Origin of the sequence: Streptomyces sp. NPDC047869, from assembly GCF_040704065.1 — a bacterium.
GTDB lineage: Bacteria > Actinomycetota > Actinomycetes > Streptomycetales > Streptomycetaceae > Streptomyces.
On record NZ_JBEYRK010000016.1, the window covers coordinates 138,997 to 156,603 of the forward strand.

At 70.7% G+C, this 17,607-nt stretch carries 22 protein-coding genes; 7 read left to right on the top strand and 15 right to left on the bottom strand.

Annotated elements, in window-relative coordinates:
* Window positions 1-7 precede the first annotated feature (7 nt).
* Entirely contained in the window at window positions 8-517 is a 510-nt protein-coding gene (locus tag AB0924_RS21810) for a hypothetical protein (protein WP_358931707.1), read from the top strand.
* Window positions 518-610: 93 nt separating this feature from the next.
* On the opposite strand, the gene AB0924_RS21815 is transcribed toward AB0924_RS21810, so the two are convergent.
* Both AB0924_RS21815 and AB0924_RS21820 read right to left on the bottom strand, forming a co-directional pair.
* Window positions 611-832, bottom strand: a complete 222-nt coding sequence (locus AB0924_RS21815; RefSeq protein WP_358931705.1) for a helix-turn-helix transcriptional regulator — start codon at window positions 830-832, stop codon at window positions 611-613.
* Window positions 832-1,323, bottom strand: a complete 492-nt coding sequence (locus tag AB0924_RS21820; protein ID WP_358931703.1) for a DUF2975 domain-containing protein — start codon at window positions 1,321-1,323, stop codon at window positions 832-834. The genes AB0924_RS21815 and AB0924_RS21820 overlap by 1 nt, the downstream gene beginning before the upstream one ends.
* 272 nt (window positions 1,324-1,595) lie before the next feature.
* Between AB0924_RS21820 and AB0924_RS21825 the strand changes: the two genes are divergently transcribed.
* The gene (locus AB0924_RS21825; protein WP_366912227.1) at window positions 1,596-1,883 is read left to right on the top strand and encodes a hypothetical protein; all 288 of its coding nucleotides are present in this window, start codon (window positions 1,596-1,598) and stop codon (window positions 1,881-1,883) included.
* Between the two features lie 163 nt (window positions 1,884-2,046).
* On the opposite strand, the gene AB0924_RS21830 is transcribed toward AB0924_RS21825, so the two are convergent.
* Window positions 2,047-3,048 carry an AraC family transcriptional regulator ligand-binding domain-containing protein gene (locus tag AB0924_RS21830; protein WP_366912228.1) on the bottom strand — a complete coding sequence of 334 codons (1,002 nt, stop codon included), beginning with the start codon at window positions 3,046-3,048 and terminating at the stop codon, window positions 2,047-2,049.
* 344 nt (window positions 3,049-3,392) lie between these two features.
* Between AB0924_RS21830 and AB0924_RS21835 the strand changes: the two genes are divergently transcribed.
* Window positions 3,393-4,223: an oxidoreductase gene (locus AB0924_RS21835; RefSeq protein ID WP_358931697.1), complete on the top strand. Its 831-nt coding sequence runs from the start codon at window positions 3,393-3,395 to the stop codon at window positions 4,221-4,223.
* 171 nt (window positions 4,224-4,394) lie between these two features.
* On the opposite strand, the gene dapD is transcribed toward AB0924_RS21835, so the two are convergent.
* The 11 genes from dapD to AB0924_RS21890 all read right to left on the bottom strand — a co-directional run bounded on the left by dapD (window position 4,395) and on the right by AB0924_RS21890 (window position 12,973).
* A complete protein-coding gene (dapD, locus tag AB0924_RS21840) occupies window positions 4,395-5,384 on the bottom strand; it encodes a 2,3,4,5-tetrahydropyridine-2,6-dicarboxylate N-succinyltransferase (protein ID WP_358931695.1) in 990 nt (329 codons plus the stop codon).
* Between the two features lie 64 nt (window positions 5,385-5,448).
* Window positions 5,449-5,985, bottom strand: coding sequence for a TetR family transcriptional regulator (locus AB0924_RS21845; RefSeq protein WP_366912229.1), 537 nt, complete (start codon window positions 5,983-5,985; stop codon window positions 5,449-5,451).
* A complete protein-coding gene (locus AB0924_RS21850) occupies window positions 5,985-6,305 on the bottom strand; it encodes a multidrug efflux SMR transporter (protein ID WP_358931691.1) in 321 nt (106 codons plus the stop codon). Before AB0924_RS21850 ends, AB0924_RS21845 begins: the two co-directional genes overlap by 1 nt.
* 94 nt (window positions 6,306-6,399) lie before the next feature.
* Window positions 6,400-6,732, bottom strand: coding sequence for a metal-sulfur cluster assembly factor (locus AB0924_RS21855; protein WP_030745090.1), 333 nt, complete (start codon window positions 6,730-6,732; stop codon window positions 6,400-6,402).
* Window positions 6,729-7,196, bottom strand: a complete 468-nt coding sequence (gene sufU / locus AB0924_RS21860; RefSeq protein ID WP_199210101.1) for a Fe-S cluster assembly sulfur transfer protein SufU — start codon at window positions 7,194-7,196, stop codon at window positions 6,729-6,731. The genes AB0924_RS21855 and sufU overlap by 4 nt, the downstream gene beginning before the upstream one ends.
* Before the next feature lie 11 nt (window positions 7,197-7,207).
* Complete coding sequence (locus tag AB0924_RS21865) at window positions 7,208-8,464, bottom strand: cysteine desulfurase (RefSeq protein WP_358931687.1); 1,257 nt, start codon at window positions 8,462-8,464, stop codon at window positions 7,208-7,210.
* Entirely contained in the window at window positions 8,461-9,225 is a 765-nt protein-coding gene (gene sufC, locus AB0924_RS21870; RefSeq protein WP_351669270.1) for a Fe-S cluster assembly ATPase SufC, read from the bottom strand. Before sufC ends, AB0924_RS21865 begins: the two co-directional genes overlap by 4 nt.
* A 7-nt stretch (window positions 9,226-9,232) precedes the next feature.
* A complete protein-coding gene (locus AB0924_RS21875) occupies window positions 9,233-9,553 on the bottom strand; it encodes a bifunctional 3-phenylpropionate/cinnamic acid dioxygenase ferredoxin subunit (protein ID WP_358931685.1) in 321 nt (106 codons plus the stop codon).
* On the bottom strand, window positions 9,550-10,734 hold the full coding sequence (sufD, locus tag AB0924_RS21880) for a Fe-S cluster assembly protein SufD (protein ID WP_366912230.1): 1,185 nt from the start codon (window positions 10,732-10,734) through the stop codon (window positions 9,550-9,552). The genes AB0924_RS21875 and sufD overlap by 4 nt, the downstream gene beginning before the upstream one ends.
* A gap of 59 nt (window positions 10,735-10,793) precedes the next feature.
* A complete protein-coding gene (gene sufB / locus AB0924_RS21885) occupies window positions 10,794-12,215 on the bottom strand; it encodes a Fe-S cluster assembly protein SufB (RefSeq protein ID WP_358931681.1) in 1,422 nt (473 codons plus the stop codon).
* Entirely contained in the window at window positions 12,212-12,973 is a 762-nt protein-coding gene (locus AB0924_RS21890; RefSeq protein WP_366912232.1) for an ArsR family transcriptional regulator, read from the bottom strand. The genes sufB and AB0924_RS21890 overlap by 4 nt, the downstream gene beginning before the upstream one ends.
* Before the next feature lie 184 nt (window positions 12,974-13,157).
* Here AB0924_RS21890 and AB0924_RS21895 point away from each other — a divergent pair, with 184 nt between their 5' ends.
* The 4 genes from AB0924_RS21895 (at window position 13,158) to AB0924_RS21910 (ending at window position 16,845) form a co-directional block, all read left to right on the top strand.
* Complete coding sequence (locus tag AB0924_RS21895; RefSeq protein ID WP_366912233.1) at window positions 13,158-13,973, top strand: AAC(3) family N-acetyltransferase; 816 nt, start codon at window positions 13,158-13,160, stop codon at window positions 13,971-13,973.
* Window positions 13,974-14,004: 31 nt separating this feature from the next.
* On the top strand, window positions 14,005-14,928 hold the full coding sequence (locus tag AB0924_RS21900) for an ABC transporter ATP-binding protein (RefSeq protein ID WP_359554530.1): 924 nt from the start codon (window positions 14,005-14,007) through the stop codon (window positions 14,926-14,928).
* An 88-nt stretch (window positions 14,929-15,016) separates the two neighbouring features.
* Window positions 15,017-15,787: an ABC transporter permease gene (locus tag AB0924_RS21905; RefSeq protein ID WP_366912234.1), complete on the top strand. Its 771-nt coding sequence runs from the start codon at window positions 15,017-15,019 to the stop codon at window positions 15,785-15,787.
* A 47-nt stretch (window positions 15,788-15,834) separates the two neighbouring features.
* Entirely contained in the window at window positions 15,835-16,845 is a 1,011-nt protein-coding gene (locus AB0924_RS21910; RefSeq protein ID WP_366912235.1) for a COX15/CtaA family protein, read from the top strand.
* Window position 16,846: 1 nt separating this feature from the next.
* Here AB0924_RS21910 and AB0924_RS21915 read toward each other — a convergent pair whose 3' ends face one another.
* On the bottom strand, window positions 16,847-17,584 hold the full coding sequence (locus AB0924_RS21915; RefSeq protein ID WP_366912236.1) for a nucleotidyltransferase: 738 nt from the start codon (window positions 17,582-17,584) through the stop codon (window positions 16,847-16,849).
* Between the last annotated feature and the right edge of the window lie 23 nt (window positions 17,585-17,607).

Below are 17,607 nucleotides of genomic sequence, written 5' to 3' on the forward strand. Positions count from 1 at the left end.
TGACCACGTGACCCGCCCGCTCCTCTTCCTGGATGTCGACGGACCGCTCAACCCGTACGCGGCCCAGCCGGAACGCCGGCCCGAGGGCTATGTGACGATCAGGGCCTCCGTCCGCCCCGGGCACGCGCTGCGTGTGTGGCTGAACCCGTCGCACGGCCCGGCGCTGCTGGCACTGGGGTACGAGCTGTGCTGGGCGACGACCTGGATGGCGGAGGCCAACCGCTGGATCGCGCCGGTCCTCGGGCTGCCCGAGCTGCCGTACGTCGACTTCGGGCACTGCCTGTTCGCCGAGCGGCCGGACGGTGTCCACTGGAAGACGGAGGCGATCGTGGCGCACGCGGCGGGCCGCCCCTTCGCCTGGGTGGACGACGAGCAGGGGCCCGCGGACACCGCCCATGTGACGGCCCACCACCCCGCGCCCGCCCTGCTGCACCACGTCGACCCACGGATCGGCCTGCGGGCGGAGGACTTCGCGGCACTCACGAACGCGCTCGGCGGGCTCACGACCGGGCGGTGAGGGCCGGGCCGGTGTCCGGCTCAGGGCCCTTCGGGCGGACGACGTACATTGCCGGACACTCTCCCGGCGCTCTCACGCCCGCCCCGGGACACGTCATCCGCCCGCGGCGCCCTCGGCCTCCCAGCGGAGCAGGTCGCCCGGCTGGCAGGCGAGTACCTCGCAGAGCGCGGCGAGCGTCGCGAAGCGCACCGCCCTGGCGCGGCCGTTCTTGAGCACCGCGAGGTTGGCGGGCGTGATGCCAACACGGTCCGCCAGCTCGCCCACGGACATCTTCCGCCTGGCCAGCATCACGTCGATGTCGACGACGATCGGCATCAGATCACCTCGTCCAACTCGGCCCGCATCCGCGCCGCTTCATCGTCGCGTGCGACGGCCTGGGCGAGCAGCGCCCGCAGCACGAGCACGATGAGCGCGACGCCCAGGATGGCCACGCCGACCCCGCCCATGATGACGGTGACCCCCGGATCGGCCCGCTGGCCCGGCGCGTTGAGGGCCGTGACCGCGAACCACAGGAGGGCGGCCGCCACGATGGAGCCGATCACGCCGTCCACGTACCTGAAGGCGGCATGGGAGAACACGGTTCCGCGTCGCACCATCGCCACCAGCCGCCATACGCAGACCAGGGCGACCTGCGCCGACACCATGCCCAGAATCGTGATCACGCGCAACGGGGTCAGCGGCAGCGATCCGTCCTCGGGGTCGTTCCCGCCGACCAGCGCCCACACCATCCCCGCCTGTACGAACACGGTGCCGGCGAGCACCACCACGAGCACGGCGCGCAGCGCGCGCACGGTCAGCTTTCCCACGGCCCGTCCTCCCATCGAGTTGCGATGGGAATCTATCGAAATTCGATAGACCGAGCAAGGGCTCACGCACGAACGCCCTCCCGGGCCGCCCTGCTGGGGCCGCAGGAGGACGCTCCGTCGCCGCAGAGGGGAAAGACAGGTCTCGCGGTCAGCGCTGCCCCGATCGCCCCAGTCGCCCACATGGGGGACGTCCGGATGCAGTGCGTGCACACTTCCGTACGGTCGGTTGCAGGGCCGGGACGCGCCTGGCCTGCCGAATCGGGAGGTTCGTCATGCGTCGCATCGGCTCGACACTCACCACACTCGCCGCCGCCGGAGTGCTCGCGCTCGCCGTTCCGGGCTCGGCCTTCTCCGCGAACGGGTTCCTCGCGATCGACGGAGTCCGCCACGACGACCCGAGAGGCTGCTTCGAGATAGCCCGACTGTCGACCGTCCTCAACTTCACGGACACACCCGCCCTGGTCCACAACGTTCCGGGCTGCGCGGGCGGGGTCGTCCAGGTCATCCCTCCCGGGCTGGCAGTGCAGGTGCCCGGAACGCACAGCATCTTCATCGGCTGACCAGCGGCGGGGCTTCGGGCCTGCCCGCAGGGCAGCACCGGTTGGCATATGCGCGAACTGGTGCCCGCCCGGCCCGCCGAGCGCACGGTCATCTTTCGGCTCGACCAGCATGCGACCGGCCTGCAGACCCGGCGACCCCGGGGGGTGAGCGTCGCTCCACCGATCATGCGTGGGTGAGGTGGCCGCCGGTGCGTGCGGCTTCCGGGGTGAGTCCGGTCCAGCGGCGGAAGGCCCGGTAGAAGGAGTTGGTGTCGTCGTAGGCGAGGAGGTAGGCGACTTGGGAGGTGGGGAGGGACCGGTCCGCCAGATAGCGGCGGGCGAGCTTCTCCCTGGTGTCGCTGAGGACGGCCTGGTAGCTGGTGTCTTCCGCTTGGAGCTGTCGCTGGAGCGTGCGGGGACTGAGCATGAGCTGGCCGGCGATGGCGTTGATCGAGCTCTCACCGGCGGGCAGACGCTCATGGAGTGCGGCACGCACCCGATCTGCCGTGGTGGCGGACGCTTCGAGCCCGGACAGGCGGCGGCGCAGTTCCGGTGCGAAGAAGTCCCACATGGACTCGTCCTCGGTGAGGAACGGCAGCGCGGCGTCCTCGGCGGAGAAGGTGACGGCGTCAGCCTTCCCTTCGCGGATCCGCGTGCCGAAATAGGAGGTCGTCGCAGGTGAAGGCTGCGGAGCCCGGCGCATGGCGACGCGGGTCGGGTTCACCTCGCGCCGCGTGCCGATGCGTGCCAGTGCCGCCCAGAACGCGAGTTCGGTGGCGACCAGCGGTGAGGGTGGCGTCGGCCCGCCGGGCCAGTGGACCGCGATCGTCAGCCCGGCGCGGTCGACGGTGACGCCGAGTTTCACCGGTCCGATGAGCGGTTTGAACGCGGCGATGCGCTCAGCCGCGGTACGCAGATCGGCGCTGCACAGCGCCGCGAAGATCGGCGGGTTGAACGCCTCGACGGACAGCGCGCGGCCGATCCTCACCGCGAGGTCGGGATCCGCCGCCTCGGCGTCCAGCGCGTCCCAGAACCGGTAGTACTCCTCGGTCGTCATCGTGACCGGACCGTGCGCGAAGACGCCGGCCGGAAGCTGCGCCCGCCGCAGCACTCGGGCGACGGAGATGTCGAGGTCGTGCAGGAGCGCCCGGGTACCCGGGTCCAGGGTGAACCGCTCTGCTGTCACCTCTTGAGGGTAGTTGTCTGCATGCGGAAGCAGGAGGGCCGTGTGCGCCATTCGGCATGCAGAAGACGCCATCTCTCGGTGGCGTGAACGGCAAGAAGATGGGCGTCATCGGCTAGTTCTTCGTCGGGTTTGTCCGCCTAGCGTGGAACCCGTCAACCACCGCAGCGGTGCGCGGCCACCGACGGCACCGACCGGCCGCGCTACCTCGCGGGCCCCTTCATCGAGCCGATCGCCCATCGTGCCGCCTCCGACGACGCCACCTTCATCGGCGGCGTCAAGGCCCGGTTCGGGCTCCGACCGGCCGGTACCGACAAACCACAGTCCGTCTACTCATGAGGACCCCCATGACCACCAAGACCGCCCTGGTGACCGGAGCCTCCTCCGGCATCGGCGAAGCGACCGCCCTCAAGCTGATCAGCCTCGGCTACACCGTCTACGGAGCAGCCCGCCGCACCGACCGCCTGCGAAAGCTCGCCGAACGCGGCGTGCGCCCGCTGGCGATGGACGTCACCGACGACGACTCCGTGCGCAGCGGGGTCGACCGGGTCATCTCCGAGACCGGCCGCATCGACGTCCTGGTCAACAACGCCGGATACGGCTCCTACGGCGCCCTGGAGGACGTCTCGCAGGACGAGGCCCGCCGCCAGTTCGACGTCAACGTCTTCGGCGCCGTCCGCCTGATCCAGATCGCCCTGCCTCACATGCGTGCCCAGCGCAGCGGGACGGTCGTCAACGTCACGTCGATGGGCGGGAAGATCCACACCCCTCTCGGCGGCTGGTACCACGGCACCAAGTTCGCCCTCGAAGCCCTCAGTGACTGCCTGCGGGTCGAGGTCAAGCCCTTCGGTGTAGACGTCGTCGTCATCGAACCCGGCGGCATCCGCACCGAGTGGGCCGGCATCGCCGCCGACCAGCTGGAGAAGTATTCCGCCACGGGTGCCTACTCCGACCAGGCCGAGGCCGTAGCCGCCTCCATGCGCTCCGAGAGCATGACCAGGCGCATGTCCCCGCCCACCGTCATCGCCGACGCCATCGGCAAGGCCGTCACGGCACGCCGGCCCAAGACCCGCTACGCCACCGGCTTCAGCGCCCGCCCCCTCATCGGCCTACGGCGCCTCCTGCCCGACCGCGCCTTCGACACCCTGGTCTCCCGGTCCATGGGCCTTCCCCGCTGATCGGCCCGAGGAAGACCGCCGGCAGCGGTGTCCACGCACGAGCGCCCTCCCGGGCCGTCCTCGGGCCGTGGAAGGGCGCTCGGCGATGACCGGCGTCCACAACTTCCGCCAGCTCGGTGGAAGTTCGCAGCAATGGTCGATCAGACGGCCGCACCTCGCGGCCGCCGTTGCTCAGTTGTGGCTGTGCAGGATGTCGTTCAGGCCGCCCCAGACCGCGTTGTTCGGGCGGGCCTCGACCGCGCCGGTGACCGAGTTGCGGCGGAAGAGGATGTTGGAGGCGCCGTTGAGTTCGCGGGCCTTGACGATCTGGCCGTCGGGCATGGTGACGCGGGTGCCCGCGGTGACGTACAGGCCGGCCTCGACCACGCACTCGTCGCCGAGCGCGATGCCGACGCCCGCCTCGGCGCCGACCAGACAGCGCTCGCCGATGGCGATGATCACGTTGCCGCCGCCGGACAGCGTGCCCATGGTGGAGGCGCCGCCGCCGATGTCGGAGCCGTCGCCGACCACGACGCCCGCGGAGATGCGGCCCTCGACCATGGAGGTGCCGAGCGTGCCGGCGTTGAAGTTGACGAAGCCCTCGTGCATCACCGTGGTGCCCGCGGAGAGGTGGGCGCCGAGGCGGACCCGGTCGGCGTCGGCGATGCGCACGCCCTTCGGGGCGACGTAGTCCGTCATGCGCGGGAACTTGTCGATCGAGGTGACCTGGAGGTGCAGGCCCTCGGCGCGGGCGTTCAGCCGCACCTTCTCGATGTCGTCCACGGCGACCGGGCCGAGCGAGGTCCAGGCGACGTTGGCGAGGTGACCGAAGATGCCGTCCAGGTTCTGGCCGTGCGGCTTGACCAGGCGGTGCGAGAGCAGGTGCAGGCGCAGGTAGACGTCGTGCGCGTCGATCGGCTTCTCGTCCAGCGAGGCGATGACCGTGCGGACCGCGACCACCTCGACGCCCCGGCGGGCGTCCGGGCCGGTCGCCGCGGTCGCACCGCCGCCGAGCAGCTCCGCGGCCCGCTCGGCGGACAGCCGCTCGGTGCCGGCCGGGCCGGGGTCCGCGACCAGCTCGGGGGCCGGGAACCAGGTGTCGAGAACGGTGCCGTCGGAGGCGATGGTGGCGAGGCCGGCGGCCACGGCACCGGTGGTGCGGGAAGCAGTCGTGTCGGTCATGTGGGAAAACCTAACGTGGCCGGGGGCGCCGGAGCGAACCGCGTCTCACGTGCCGGGCGCCGCCTCAGCGGATCAGCCGGGCCAGCGAGGCGCGCGCGTACCCCTCGTCGTAGGAACCGCCGGTGAGCAGGACCTGGAGGCAGATGCCGTCCATCAGCGCCAGCAGCGCCCGGGCCGTCTCCGTATCGGCCCGCTCGGCCAGCCGCGCGGCCGTCCGGCGCGTCCAGCGTGCGGCGACGGGACGCAGGGCGGGGCGCCTCAGCGCGGCGAGGTACAGCTCGTACTCCAGCTCCGCCCCCGGCCGGTCGCCGCCCAGCCACTCACCGAGCACACGGGCGAGTCCCGCCGCGAGGTCGGCGTCCGGGTCCGCGAGGACGCCGTCGGCGTCGAGCACGTCGCCGAACCCTTCGCCGGCCTGCTCCAGAGCGGCCGCCAGCAGGTCGTCCAGGGTCGCGAAGTGGTACGTCGTGGAGCCGAGCGGGACGTCCGCCTCGGCGGCCACCGAGCGGTGGCTGAGGCCGGCGATGCCCTTCTCCCCCACGACCCGGAGCGCGGCGTCGATGATCCGCTGCCGCCGGCCGGGGTCGTAACGGCGGGGCATCAGTGCGCACCGCCCAGGTTCAGGACCACCACTCCCCCGACGATCAGGAGTATCCCGGCGATCTTGGCGGCGCTCAGTCCCTCCCCGAACAGCGTCAGGCCGATGACCGCGATCGTCGCCGTCCCGGCGCCGGACCAGATCGCGTACGCCGTGCCGATGGACACGGTCCGCAGGGTCCGGGCGAGCAGGGTGAAGGCGACGACATAGCCGAGGGCCGTCACGACGGAGGGCACGAGCCTGCTGAAGCCCTCGCTGTACTTCATCGCCGTGGTGGCGACCACCTCGGCGGCGATGGCACCGGCGAGCCACAGGTATCCCATGTGTACGAGCGTACACATCGACGCGCCTCCGGGCCGTGCGCATACGCAAGGGGGCCGCGGCACATGACCGCGGCCCCCTTCGTGAGGCGCTGTGTCAGACGTTGAACCCGAGCGCCCGGAGCTGCTCGCGGCCGTCGTCCGTGATCTTGTCGGGGCCCCACGGCGGCATCCACACCCAGTTGATGCGCAACTCGTTGACCAGACCGTCCGTGGCGGACTTGGCCTGGTCCTCGATGACGTCCGTCAGCGGGCAGGCCGCGGACGTCAGGGTCATGTCGACGGTCGCGATGTTCGCGTCGTCGACGTGGATGCCGTAGATCAGGCCCAGGTTGACGACGTCGATGCCCAGCTCGGGGTCGACGACGTCCATCAGGGCCTCGCGAAGCTCCTCCTCGGAGGCGGGCTTCATCTCCACGGTGTCGCTCATGCCGTCTTCCTTTCGGCGTCGGCGCCGTCCAGCGCCTGGGCCGTCGCGTCCTTCCACGCCATCCAGCTCAGGAGGGCGCACTTGACCCGGGCGGGGTACTTGGAGACACCGGCGAAGGCGACCGCGTCCTCCAGCACCTCCTCCATCGCGTCGTCCGGCTCGATCCTGCCCTTGGACTGCATCAGCTCCAGGAAGGTCTCCTGGATCTTCTGCGCGTCGGCCAGGTCCTTGCCGACCAGCAGCTCGTTGAGCACGGATGCGGAGGCCTGGCTGATGGAACAGCCCTGGCCCTCGTAGCTGACGTCCTCGATCGTCGTGCCGTCGTACTTCACTCGGAGGGTGATCTCGTCGCCGCACGTGGGGTTCACGTGGTGCACCTCGGCGTCGCCGTCCCGCAAGCCCCGCCCGTGCGGGTTCTTGTAGTGGTCCAGGATGACTTCCTGGTACATCGAGTCCAGCTTCACGCGTCAGCCCCTCATCCGAAGAAGTTCCGTACGTGCTCCAGGCCGTCGACCAGAGCGTCGATCTCCGCCGGCGTGGAGTACAGATAGAACGACGCTCGCGTGGTCGCGGGAATTCCGTAGCGCAGGCAGACGGGTCGCGCGCAGTGGTGACCCACACGCACCGCGATGCCCTGCTCGTCGAGAACCTGGCCCACGTCGTGCGGGTGGATGTCGCCCAGCGTGAACGAGATCGCGGCCCCTCGGTCCTCGGCCGTGGTCGGGCCGATGATCCGCAGGTCAGGTACCTCGGCGAGCCTCTTCACCGCGTACTCGGTGAGCGCGTGCTCGTGCGCGAGGACCTTGTCCATGCCGATGGCGTTCAGGTAGTCGATCGCCGCGCCGAGACCGACCGCCTGGGCGATCGGCGGCGTGCCCGCCTCGAACTTGTGCGGCGCCGGGGCGTACGTCGAGGAGTGCATCGACACCGTCTCGATCATCTCGCCGCCGCCGAGGAACGGGGGCAGGTCCTCCAGCAGCTCCTGGCGTCCCCACAGCACACCGATACCGGTGGGGCCGCACATCTTGTGGCCGGTGAAGGCCACGAAGTCGGCCTGGAGGGCCTGGACGTCCAGCGGCATGTGCGGCGCCGCCTGCGAGGCGTCGATGCACACCAGCGCCCCGACCTCCTGGGCGCGGCGGACTATCGCCTCGACCGGGTTGACCGTGCCCAGGATGTTGGACACCAGCACGAAGGAGACGATCTTCGTCTTCTCGGTGATGACCTCGTCGATGTTGGACAGGTCGAGCCGGCCGTCGTCGGTGAGGCCGAACCACTTCAGCTTCGCGCCCGTGCGCTGCGCCAGCAGCTGCCACGGCACGATGTTGGAATGGTGCTCCATCTCCGTGATGACGATCTCGGTCTCGTGGTCCACGCGGTAGGGCTCGTCGGCCCAGCCCAGCATGTTGGCCACGAGGTTCAGCGACTCGGAGGCGTTCTTGGTGAAGATCACCTCGTCGCGGCTGGGCGCGTTGATGAACTCGGCGACCTTGTCGCGCGCGCCCTCGTACAGCGCCGTGGCCTCCTCGGCGAGCACATGCACACCGCGGTGGACGTTGGCGTTGTAGCGCTCGTAGTACTCGCTCAGGGCGTCCAGCACCTGACGCGGCTTCTGCGAGGTCGCCGCGTTGTCCAGGTACACGAGCTTCCGGCCGTCGTGGACCACTCGGTCCAGGACGGGGAAGTCCTTGCGGATCGCCTCGGTGTCGAGGAGGCCCGGCAGTTGCGTCACGCGGATGCGCCACCCTTCGTGTAAGCCTCGTAGCCCTCTTCCTCCAGCTTGTCGGCGAGCTCGGCGCCGCCGGACTCCACGATCCGGCCGGCGGAGAAGACGTGGACGAAGTCGGGCTTGATGTAGCGCAGGATGCGCGTGTAGTGCGTGATCAGCAGGGTGCCGACCTCGCCGGTCTCACGGACCCGGTTGACGCCCTCGGAGACGATGCGAAGGGCGTCGACGTCCAGACCGGAGTCCGTCTCGTCGAGGATCGCGACCTTCGGCTTGAGCAGCTCGAGCTGGAGGATCTCGTGCCGCTTCTTCTCACCGCCGGAGAAGCCCTCGTTGACGTTGCGCTCGGCGAAGGACGGGTCCATGTTGAGGCGCTCCATGGCCTCCTTGACCTCCTTCACCCAGGTGCGCAGCTTCGGGGCCTCGCCGCGGACGGCGGTGGCGGAGGTGCGCAGGAAGTTGGAGACCGAGACGCCGGGGACCTCGACCGGGTACTGCATCGCCAGGAACAGGCCCGCGCGGGCGCGCTCGTCGACGGACATCTCCAGGACGTCCTCGCCGTCGAGCAGCACGGTGCCGCTGGTGATCGTGTACTTCGGGTGACCCGCGAGCGAGTAGGCGAGGGTCGACTTGCCCGAGCCGTTGGGGCCCATGATGGCGTGCGTCTCGCCCTGCTTCACGGTCAGGTCGACACCCTTGAGGATCTCCTTCGTGGCGTTGTCGGCCTCGACGGTGACGTGCAGGTCTCGGATTTCAAGCGTTGCCATGGGTGCCTCAGGACTCCTGGGTGAGGGAGACGAGAACGTCGTCCCCTTCGATCTTTACGGGGTATACGGGAACGGGGCGCGTCGCGGGGAGGCCGGACGGCTTGCCGGTACGCAGGTCGAAGGCGGAGCCGTGCAGCCAGCACTCGATCTGGCAGTCCTCCACCTCGCCCTCGGAGAGGGAGACGTTCGCGTGGGAGCAGATGTCGTGGATGGCGAACACCTCGCCCTCGGTCTTCACGACCGAGACCGGCGTGCCGTCGAGTTCCACCCGCTTCGGGGTGCCCTCCTCCAGCTCGCTCAGCCCGCAGGCGCGTACGAAGGACGTCATGCGACCGAGGCCTCCAGCTCCTCCTCGATCTTGGCGAGCAGGCGCTCCTCGATGTCGGCGACACCGATCTGCTGGACCAGCTCGGCGAAGAAGCCGCGGACCACCAGGCGGCGGGCGTCCTGCTCGGGGATGCCGCGGGCCATCAGGTAGAAGAGCTGCTCGTCGTCGAAGCGGCCGGTGGCGGAGGCGTGGCCGGCGCCGACGATCTCGCCGGTCTCGATCTCCAGGTTCGGCACCGAGTCGACGCGCGCGCCGTCCGTGAGGACGAGGTTGCGGTTCATCTCGTAGGTGTCCGTGCCCTCGGCGGCGGCCTCGATGAGCACGTCGCCGATCCAGACCGCGTGCGCGTCGTCGCCCTGGAGCGCGCCCTTGTAGACGACGTTGGACTTGCAGTGCGGGGTGTTGTGGGTGACCAGCAGGCGGTGCTCCTGGTGCTGCCCGGAGTCGGTGAAGTACAGGCCGAACAGCTCGGCCTCGCCGCCGGGGCCGGCGTACTCCAGGCGCGGGTGCAGCCGGACCACGTCGCCGCCGAAGGTGACGACAACGGACTTGAAGGAGGCGTCCCGGCCGATCAGCGCGTTGTGCTGGGCCACGTGGACGGCCTTCTCGTCCCAGTCCTGGACGGAGACGACGGTCAGCTTGGCACCGTCGCCCAGGACATAGTCGACGTTCGCGGCGAGGACCGCGTCACCGGTGTGGTCGATGACGACGACGGCCTCGGCGAAGGCGCCCAGCTCGATGACCTGGTGGCCGAAGGCGACCCCGCCCTCGCCGTGCACGGCGATGCGGATCGGCTCGGTGAGCACCGTCTCCTTGGGGACGGTGACCACGCCGGCCTGCTCGAACGCCGAGTACGCCTGGGCGGCGACCCGGTCCACCGGGGTGCCGGCCCGGCCGATCCGGGCGTCGTCACGGCCGACGGTCTCGACGGTCACGCCGTCGGGGGCCTCGACGGCGACCTTCACGCCCGCGCCGGTCGCGACGGCGGTGCCGTCGTGCAGGCCGCGCAGGCGCTCCAGCGGCGTGAACCGCCATTCCTCCTCGCGGCCGTGCGGGACCGGGAAGTCCGCCACGTCGAAGGACGGGGGCACGCTCATGCGCGTGGCGACGGTCGACTCGGCGGCCACCGCGATCTGGCCCGCGGTGGTCGAGCCCACGGGGATGTTCTGAGCCTCAGCCATGGCTGTCGGTCTGCTCTCTTCCTGCGTCAGAAATTGCTGGCTGCTGTCCGGGGCGGGTCTCAGCCGACCGCGCCTTCCATCTGCAGCTCGATCAGCCGGTTGAGCTCGAGGGCGTATTCCATGGGGAGTTCCTTGGCGATCGGCTCGACGAAGCCGCGCACGATCATCGCCATCGCCTCGAACTCGGACAGACCGCGGCTCATCAGGTAGAAGAGCTGGTCCTCGGAGACCTTGGAGACGGTCGCCTCGTGGCCCATGGAGACGTCGTCCTCGCGGACGTCCACGTAGGGGTACGTGTCGGAGCGGGAGACGGTGTCGACCAGCAGCGCGTCGCAGAGCACGTTGGACTTGGAGCCCGCGGCGCCCTCGCCGATCTCGACCAGGCCGCGGTACGAGGTGCGGCCGCCGCCACGCGCCACCGACTTGGAGACGATGTTGGACGAGGTGTTCGGCGCCATGTGGACCATCTTGGAACCGGCGTCCTGGTGCTGGCCCTCGCCCGCGAAGGCGATGGACAGGGTCTCGCCCTTGGCGTGCTCGCCCATCAGGTAGACGGCCGGGTACTTCATCGTCACCTTGGAGCCGATGTTGCCGTCGATCCACTCCATGGTCGCGCCCTCGTAGGCGACGGCGCGCTTGGTGACCAGGTTGTAGACGTTGTTCGACCAGTTCTGGATGGTCGTGTAACGGCAGCGGGCGTTCTTCTTGACGATGATCTCGACGACCGCGCTGTGCAGCGAGTCCGACTTGTAGATCGGGGCGGTGCAGCCCTCGACGTAGTGCACGTAGGCACCCTCGTCGACGATGATCAGGGTCCGCTCGAACTGGCCCATGTTCTCCGTGTTGATACGGAAGTAGGCCTGGAGCGGGATCTCGACGTGCACGCCCTTCGGCACGTAGATGAAGGAGCCGCCGGACCACACGGCGGTGTTCAGCGAGGCGAACTTGTTGTCGCCGGCCGGGATGACCGTTCCGAAGTACTCCTTGAAGAGCTCCGGGTGCTCCTTCAGGGCGGTGTCGGTGTCGAGGAAGATGACACCCTGCTCCTCCAGGTCCTCGCGGATCTGGTGGTAGACGACCTCCGACTCGTACTGGGCGGCGACACCGGCGACGAGGCGCTGCTTCTCGGCCTCCGGGATGCCCAGCTTGTCGTAGGTGTTCTTGATGTCCTCGGGCAGGTCCTCCCAGGACTCCGCCTGCTTCTCCGTGGAGCGCACGAAGTACTTGATGTTGTCGAAGTCGATGCCCGACAGGTCCGAGCCCCAGTTCGGCATGGGCTTCTTCTCGAAGAGCTTCAGACCCTTGAGGCGCAGCTTCGTCATCCACTCCGGCTCGGACTTCTTGTCCGAGATGTCGCGGACGACGTCATCGTTGAGACCGCGCCTGGCAGAGGCACCGGCGACGTCGGAGTCGGCCCAGCCGTATTCGTAGTTGCCCAGGCCCTCGAGTTCGGGGTGGGCAGTCTCCGTGGGGAGAGTCATGCGGGGTTCCTCCCGGCCGTGCTTGCAGATGCTTGGTCGCTCTGGTGATCGGACTTCGAAATCTTGGGGATGAACGTCGTGCAGACGCCGTCGCCGTGCGCGATGGTCGCCAGCCGCTGCACATGGGTACCCAGGAGCTCGGCGAAGATCTCCGTCTCCGCCTCGCAAAGCTGCGGGTACTGCTCCGCCACGTGGGCGACCGGGCAGTGGTGCTGGCAGAGCTGCTCACCCTGCTGCGGGAGGGGCGCGCTGCGCGCCGCAGCAGCGTACCCGTCCGCGCTCAGGGCCTTCGCCAGTGCCTCGGCGCGCAGCTCGGGGCCGACACTCTCGATCGCCTCGCGGTAGGCCCTCGCCTGGGCGGCGAACCGGGCCCGGGCGAAGGCGGCGACCGCCTCCGGGCCGCCCTCCCGCTCGGCGATCCAGCGGAGCGCGTCCGCGGCGAGCTTGTCGTACGACTGGTCGAAGGCGTCCCGGCCGCAGTCGGTGAGCGCGAACACCTTGGCGGGCCTGCCGCGCGTGCGCGCGCCGTACACCCGCTGCTCCCGGGCCTCCACGACGTCGTCGGCGACGAGCGCGTCCAGGTGGCGGCGTACGGCGGCCTGGGTCAGACCCAGGCGCCCGGCCAGCTCGGCGACGGTCGACGGGCCGTGGTCCAGGATGGACCGCGCGACCCGGTTGCGCGTCGAGCGCTCCCCGGTCGCGAGCTCGTCCTGGGGGGTCCCCACCGGGGTCTCCCGAGCCTCGCCGACGTTTTTCACAACGCCATTGTTGCGTAATTCCTCGGAGACTGACAAGCGCCGTCCGAATCACCCTCCGGTGCCCTGCGTCACTTAGGCATACCTAATCCGACCTGCGGAAACGATCTTCTGATCGATCGTTCCGGCCGCCCCGGCCAGGCAATTCACTGGCGCAGCGCACCCTGGTCCGGGAGACTCCGGGACCATGTCCACACCCCCTCCGACCGGCCCTCTCGTCACCCGGGACAGCCTGGCCGCGGAGTTGCGCCGACTGGGTGTCGAGAGCGGCGAGACCCTGCTGGCGCACTCCTCGCTGAGTTCCCTCGGCTGGGTGAACGGGGGCGCCGTCGCCGTCGTCCAGGCACTCCTCGACGCGCTCGGCCCGTCCGGCACGCTCGTCGTCCCCACCCAGTCCGGCGACCAGTCCGACCCGGCGGTGTGGAGGAGCCCTCCGGTACCCGAGGAGTGGTGGGACCGCATCCGCGCCACCATGCCCCCGTACGATCCCGCGACCACTCCCTCGCGCGGGGTCGGCGTGATACCGGAGACCGTGCGGACCTGGCCGGGCGCCCGGCGCAGCGCGCATCCGCAGACCTCGTTCGCGGCCCTCGGCCCGCGCGCGGCCGACGTCCTCGACGGGCACTCCCGCGACTGCCGGCTCGGCGAGCGAAGCCCGCTGGCCCGGCTGGAGCGGCTCGGCGCCCGGGTGCTGCTGCTCGGTGCGGGCTACGACGCCTGCACCAGCTTCCACCTGGCCGAATACCGCATACCGTCGCCGCTGGTGAACGTCGGCCGGCCGGCCCCGGGCGGCGGCTGGGAGACGGTGACGGAGGTGTCGATCACCTCGGACCGCTTCGACGAACTGGGCCACGACTTCGAACGGGACCGGCCCGTCGTCCGCGGCAGGGTGGGCGCGGCCGACGCGCGTCTGTTCCCGGTGGCGGACGCGGTGGCCTACGCGCGGCGGTGGCTGCGGGTGCACCGGCCCCGTGAGGAGGAGTTCCAGCACCCCCACGTCTGAACGCCCGGCGGCGTCCCTAGACTCTGGGTTCATGCGAAGTGAGCCCGTGGTCCAGGTCCAGGCCTTGATGAAGCGGTACGGCACGAAGACCGCGGTGGACGGGCTGGACCTGGTGGCCCGGGCGGGAGTGACCGCCGTACTCGGCCCCAACGGGGCGGGCAAGACGACCACGGTCGAGACCTGCGAGGGGTACCGGAAGCCCGATTCGGGCACGGTGCGCGTCCTGGGCCTCGACCCGGTACGGCAGTCCGCCGAGCTGCGTCCCCGGATCGGCGTGATGCTCCAGTCCGGCGGCGTGTACTCCGGTGCCCGGGCCGACGAGATGCTGCGGCACGTCGCCAAGCTGCACGCGCACCCGCTGGACGTGGACGCGCTGATCGAGCGCCTCGGGCTCGGCTCCTGCGGCCGGACCTCCTACCGGCGGCTGTCCGGCGGCCAGCAGCAGCGGCTCGCGCTCGCCATGGCCGTGGTCGGGCGCCCGGAGCTGGTGTTCCTGGACGAGCCGACCGCGGGCCTCGACCCGCAGGCCCGCCGGGCCACCTGGGACCTGGTGCGGGACCTGCGCGCCGACGGTGTCTCGGTGATCCTCACCACCCACTACATGGAAGAGGCCGAGCAGCTCGCCGACGACGTGGCGATCATCGACGGCGGCCGGGTCATCGCCCAGGGCTCCCCGGAGGAGCTGTGCAAGGGCGGCGCCGAGAACACCCTGCGCTTCACCGGCCGCCCCGGCCTCGACGTGGCCTCGCTGCTCAAGGCGCTGCCCGCCGACTGCACGGCCGCCGAGCTGACCCCGGGCGCCTACCGGGTCGCCGGCAAGGTCAACCCGCAACTGCTGGCCACGGTGACCTCGTGGTGCGCCCAGCACGGGGTGATGCCGGACCGGATCTCGGTGGAGCAGCACACCCTCGAGGACGTCTTTCTGGAGATCACGGGCAAGGAGCTGCGTTCATGACCGCGTCCCGCACAGAGACCGGCCGGGAGCCCGGGGGTCGCTCCCCGGAAGGACACAGCCTGGAGATCACGGGCAAGGAGCTGCGTTCATGACCACCGCGTCGGGTACCTACACCCCCAAGCCGGGCGCGGCGCCCCTGCCCCGCATGATCGCGGCGCAGGCGGCGCTGGAGACGCGGATGCTGCTGCGCAACGGCGAGCAACTGCTGCTGACCGTCGTGATCCCCACCCTGCTGCTGGTGCTGTTCAGCTCCGTGGACATCGTGGACACCGGCAAGGGCGAGGCCGTGGACTTCCTCGCGCCCGGCGTCCTCGCCCTCGCCGTAATGTCCACGGCGTTCACCGGGCAGGCCATCGCGACCGGCTTCGAGCGCCGCTACGGCGTGCTCAAGCGGCTGGCCTCCTCCCCGCTGCCCCGCTGGGGGCTGATGGCCGCGAAGACGGCGTCGGTACTGGTCACGGAGATCCTCCAGGTGATCCTGCTGATCGCGATCGCGTTCGCCCTCGGCTGGTCCCCGCACGGCAACCCCTTGGCCGTGCTGCTCCTGCTGGTCCTCGGTACGGCCGCCTTCTCCGGGCTCGGCCTGCTGATGGCGGGCACGCTGAAGGCCGAGGCCACGCTGGCCGCCGCCAACCTGGTCTTCCTGCTGCTGCTCGTCGGCGGCGGGGTGATCGTCCCGCTGGAGAAGTTCGGCGCCGGTCAGCACGTGCTCGGTCTGCTGCCGATCTCGGCGCTCTCCGGCGGCCTGCGGGACGTCCTCCAGCACGGGGCCGGGGTGCCCTGGGCCGACCTGGGGATCCTCGCGGTGTGGGCGGTCCTGGGACTGGCCGCGGCGGGGAAGTTCTTCCGCTGGGAGTGAGGCCGCGAGTGGACCCTCGTGAAAGCGTGCACAAGCGGCGGCCTACCATGGTGCACGTGCCAAAGCTGACCCGTGCCGACGCCACCGCGGCGCTGCGCAACCCGCTCGCCTTCATCGCCGACCGCTGGACCCCGGATCCCCGGACCGTCCGGCGGGCGGCGCTCGCCGCGCTCGTCATGGCGGTGATCATCGTGGTCACCGGCGGCGCGGTCCGCCTCACCGGCTCGGGCCTCGGCTGCCCGACCTGGCCGACCTGCACCGACGACTCGCTGACCACCACCCGGGCCATGGGCTTCCACGGGGTCATCGAGTTCGGCAACCGCATGCTGACGTACGTGCTGTGCGCCGCCGTCGGCTGGGCGATCATCGCCGCGCGTGCCGAGAAGCCGGGGCGGCGGAGCCTGACCCGGCTGGGCTGGGCGCAGTTCTGGGTGGTCATGGGCAACGCCGTGCTCGGCGGGATCGTCGTCCTGGTCGGCCTGAACCCGTACACGGTCGCCGCCCACTTCCTGCTCTCCTCGGCGCTGATCGCCATCGCCACCGTGATGTGGCAGCGCACCCGCGAGGGCGACGGGATGCCACGGCCGCTGGTCGGCAAGGCGGTGCAGCAGCTGGTGTGGTTCCTGGTGGCCGCGTCGGTGCTGCTCATCGGGGTCGGCACGGTGGTGACCGGGGCCGGTCCGCACGCGGGTGACTCCTCGGAGGTCGCGCGGATCCCGATCGACTGGGAGACGGTCTCCAAGCTGCACGCCGTGCTCGCGTGGATCGTGGTCACGCTGACATTCGCGCTGTGGTTCGTGCTCAAGGCGGTGGACGCGCCCAGCGGGCCCCTGGCACGCACCCGGGAGCTGTTCCTGATCCTCCTCGGGCAGGGTGTCATCGGCTACGTGCAGTACTTCACGCACCTGCCCGAGGTCCTCGTCGCCCTGCACATGCTCGGCTCGTGCCTGGTGTGGATCGGGGTGCTGCGGGTGCTGCTGTCGCTCCGGGAGCGTCCCGGGGCCGCCCTCGACCGGCCCGGCCCCTCGGCCGAGGTGACGGTGGGCACGCCCGCCTGAGTCACCCGTACGCGGCGACCAGCGCGTCGATCGCCGGCCCCAGGTAGGCCCGGGTCAGCTCGGCGCGGCCGGCGAGCCAGGCCTCGTCGCGCGGGGCGGGAGTGCCGTAGCGCCGGCGGGCGATGTCCTCGACGACCTCGGCCGGCGCGCCCAGGGTGGTCAGTTCGGTCAGTGCCTCCCGCTTGGGGATCAGCCCTCCGTCGCGCAGGGTGACGGTTGCGCGGGCGAAGGTGAGCAGGCCCAGGTCCACCCACACGTCCTGCCGCCACAGCCGGGCGCGGTCCACGTGGGGCCGCCAGTAGTCCCGCTGGTCCCGTACGACGAACTCCTTCAGCTGCCGGTCCGGCACCGGCGGCAGCAGTCCGGCCGGCGGCCCGCCGTGCAGCACCCGGCCGAAGTCATGCAGTTCGCGCCGGGTCACGGGAGTGACCGGCCGGCGCGTCGCACGGCCGTGCGCCCAGGTCAGGTGGGACCGGCCGGGGTCCGCCGAGGCGGCCGGGGTGAGATAGGTGCAGTGCAGCCCGGCGGCGAGCGGTTCGGCGCGCAGCCGGCGATGCGTGCGGATCACCCGGCGCGCGGTGCCGAGGGTGAGCGGGCCCGGGAGCACCGCGATCAGGTCGAGGTCGCTGCGGCCCTCCTGGTAGTCGCCGCCGGCCAGGGAGCCGTGCGCCCACAGGGCCAGCGGCCGCAGCGGGGCGAGGTCGTGCAGGAAACGGGCGAGGAGCGCTTCGGTCTGCATGGCAGCAGTCTGTCGGGGGCCCG

Coding starts and splice junctions, on each gene's coding strand:
- AB0924_RS21815 (WP_358931705.1), bottom strand. CDS start 832: ATGCCGATCGTCGTCGACATCGACGTGATGCTGGCCAGGCGGAAGATG.
- AB0924_RS21825 (WP_366912227.1), top strand. CDS start 1,596: ATGCGTCGCATCGGCTCGACACTCACCACACTCGCCGCCGCCGGAGTG.
- AB0924_RS21835 (WP_358931697.1), top strand. CDS start 3,393: ATGACCACCAAGACCGCCCTGGTGACCGGAGCCTCCTCCGGCATCGGC.
- dapD (WP_358931695.1), bottom strand. CDS start 5,384: ATGACCGACACGACTGCTTCCCGCACCACCGGTGCCGTGGCCGCCGGC.
- AB0924_RS21845 (WP_366912229.1), bottom strand. CDS start 5,985: ATGCCCCGCCGTTACGACCCCGGCCGGCGGCAGCGGATCATCGACGCC.
- AB0924_RS21850 (WP_358931691.1), bottom strand. CDS start 6,305: ATGGGATACCTGTGGCTCGCCGGTGCCATCGCCGCCGAGGTGGTCGCC.
- AB0924_RS21855 (WP_030745090.1), bottom strand. CDS start 6,732: ATGAGCGACACCGTGGAGATGAAGCCCGCCTCCGAGGAGGAGCTTCGC.
- sufC (WP_351669270.1), bottom strand. CDS start 9,225: ATGGCAACGCTTGAAATCCGAGACCTGCACGTCACCGTCGAGGCCGAC.
- AB0924_RS21875 (WP_358931685.1), bottom strand. CDS start 9,553: ATGACGTCCTTCGTACGCGCCTGCGGGCTGAGCGAGCTGGAGGAGGGC.
- sufD (WP_366912230.1), bottom strand. CDS start 10,734: ATGGCTGAGGCTCAGAACATCCCCGTGGGCTCGACCACCGCGGGCCAG.
- sufB (WP_358931681.1), bottom strand. CDS start 12,215: ATGACTCTCCCCACGGAGACTGCCCACCCCGAACTCGAGGGCCTGGGC.
- AB0924_RS21895 (WP_366912233.1), top strand. CDS start 13,158: ATGTCCACACCCCCTCCGACCGGCCCTCTCGTCACCCGGGACAGCCTG.
- AB0924_RS21900 (WP_359554530.1), top strand. CDS start 14,005: ATGCGAAGTGAGCCCGTGGTCCAGGTCCAGGCCTTGATGAAGCGGTAC.
- AB0924_RS21905 (WP_366912234.1), top strand. CDS start 15,017: ATGACCACCGCGTCGGGTACCTACACCCCCAAGCCGGGCGCGGCGCCC.
- AB0924_RS21910 (WP_366912235.1), top strand. CDS start 15,835: ATGGTGCACGTGCCAAAGCTGACCCGTGCCGACGCCACCGCGGCGCTG.
- AB0924_RS21915 (WP_366912236.1), bottom strand. CDS start 17,584: ATGCAGACCGAAGCGCTCCTCGCCCGTTTCCTGCACGACCTCGCCCCG.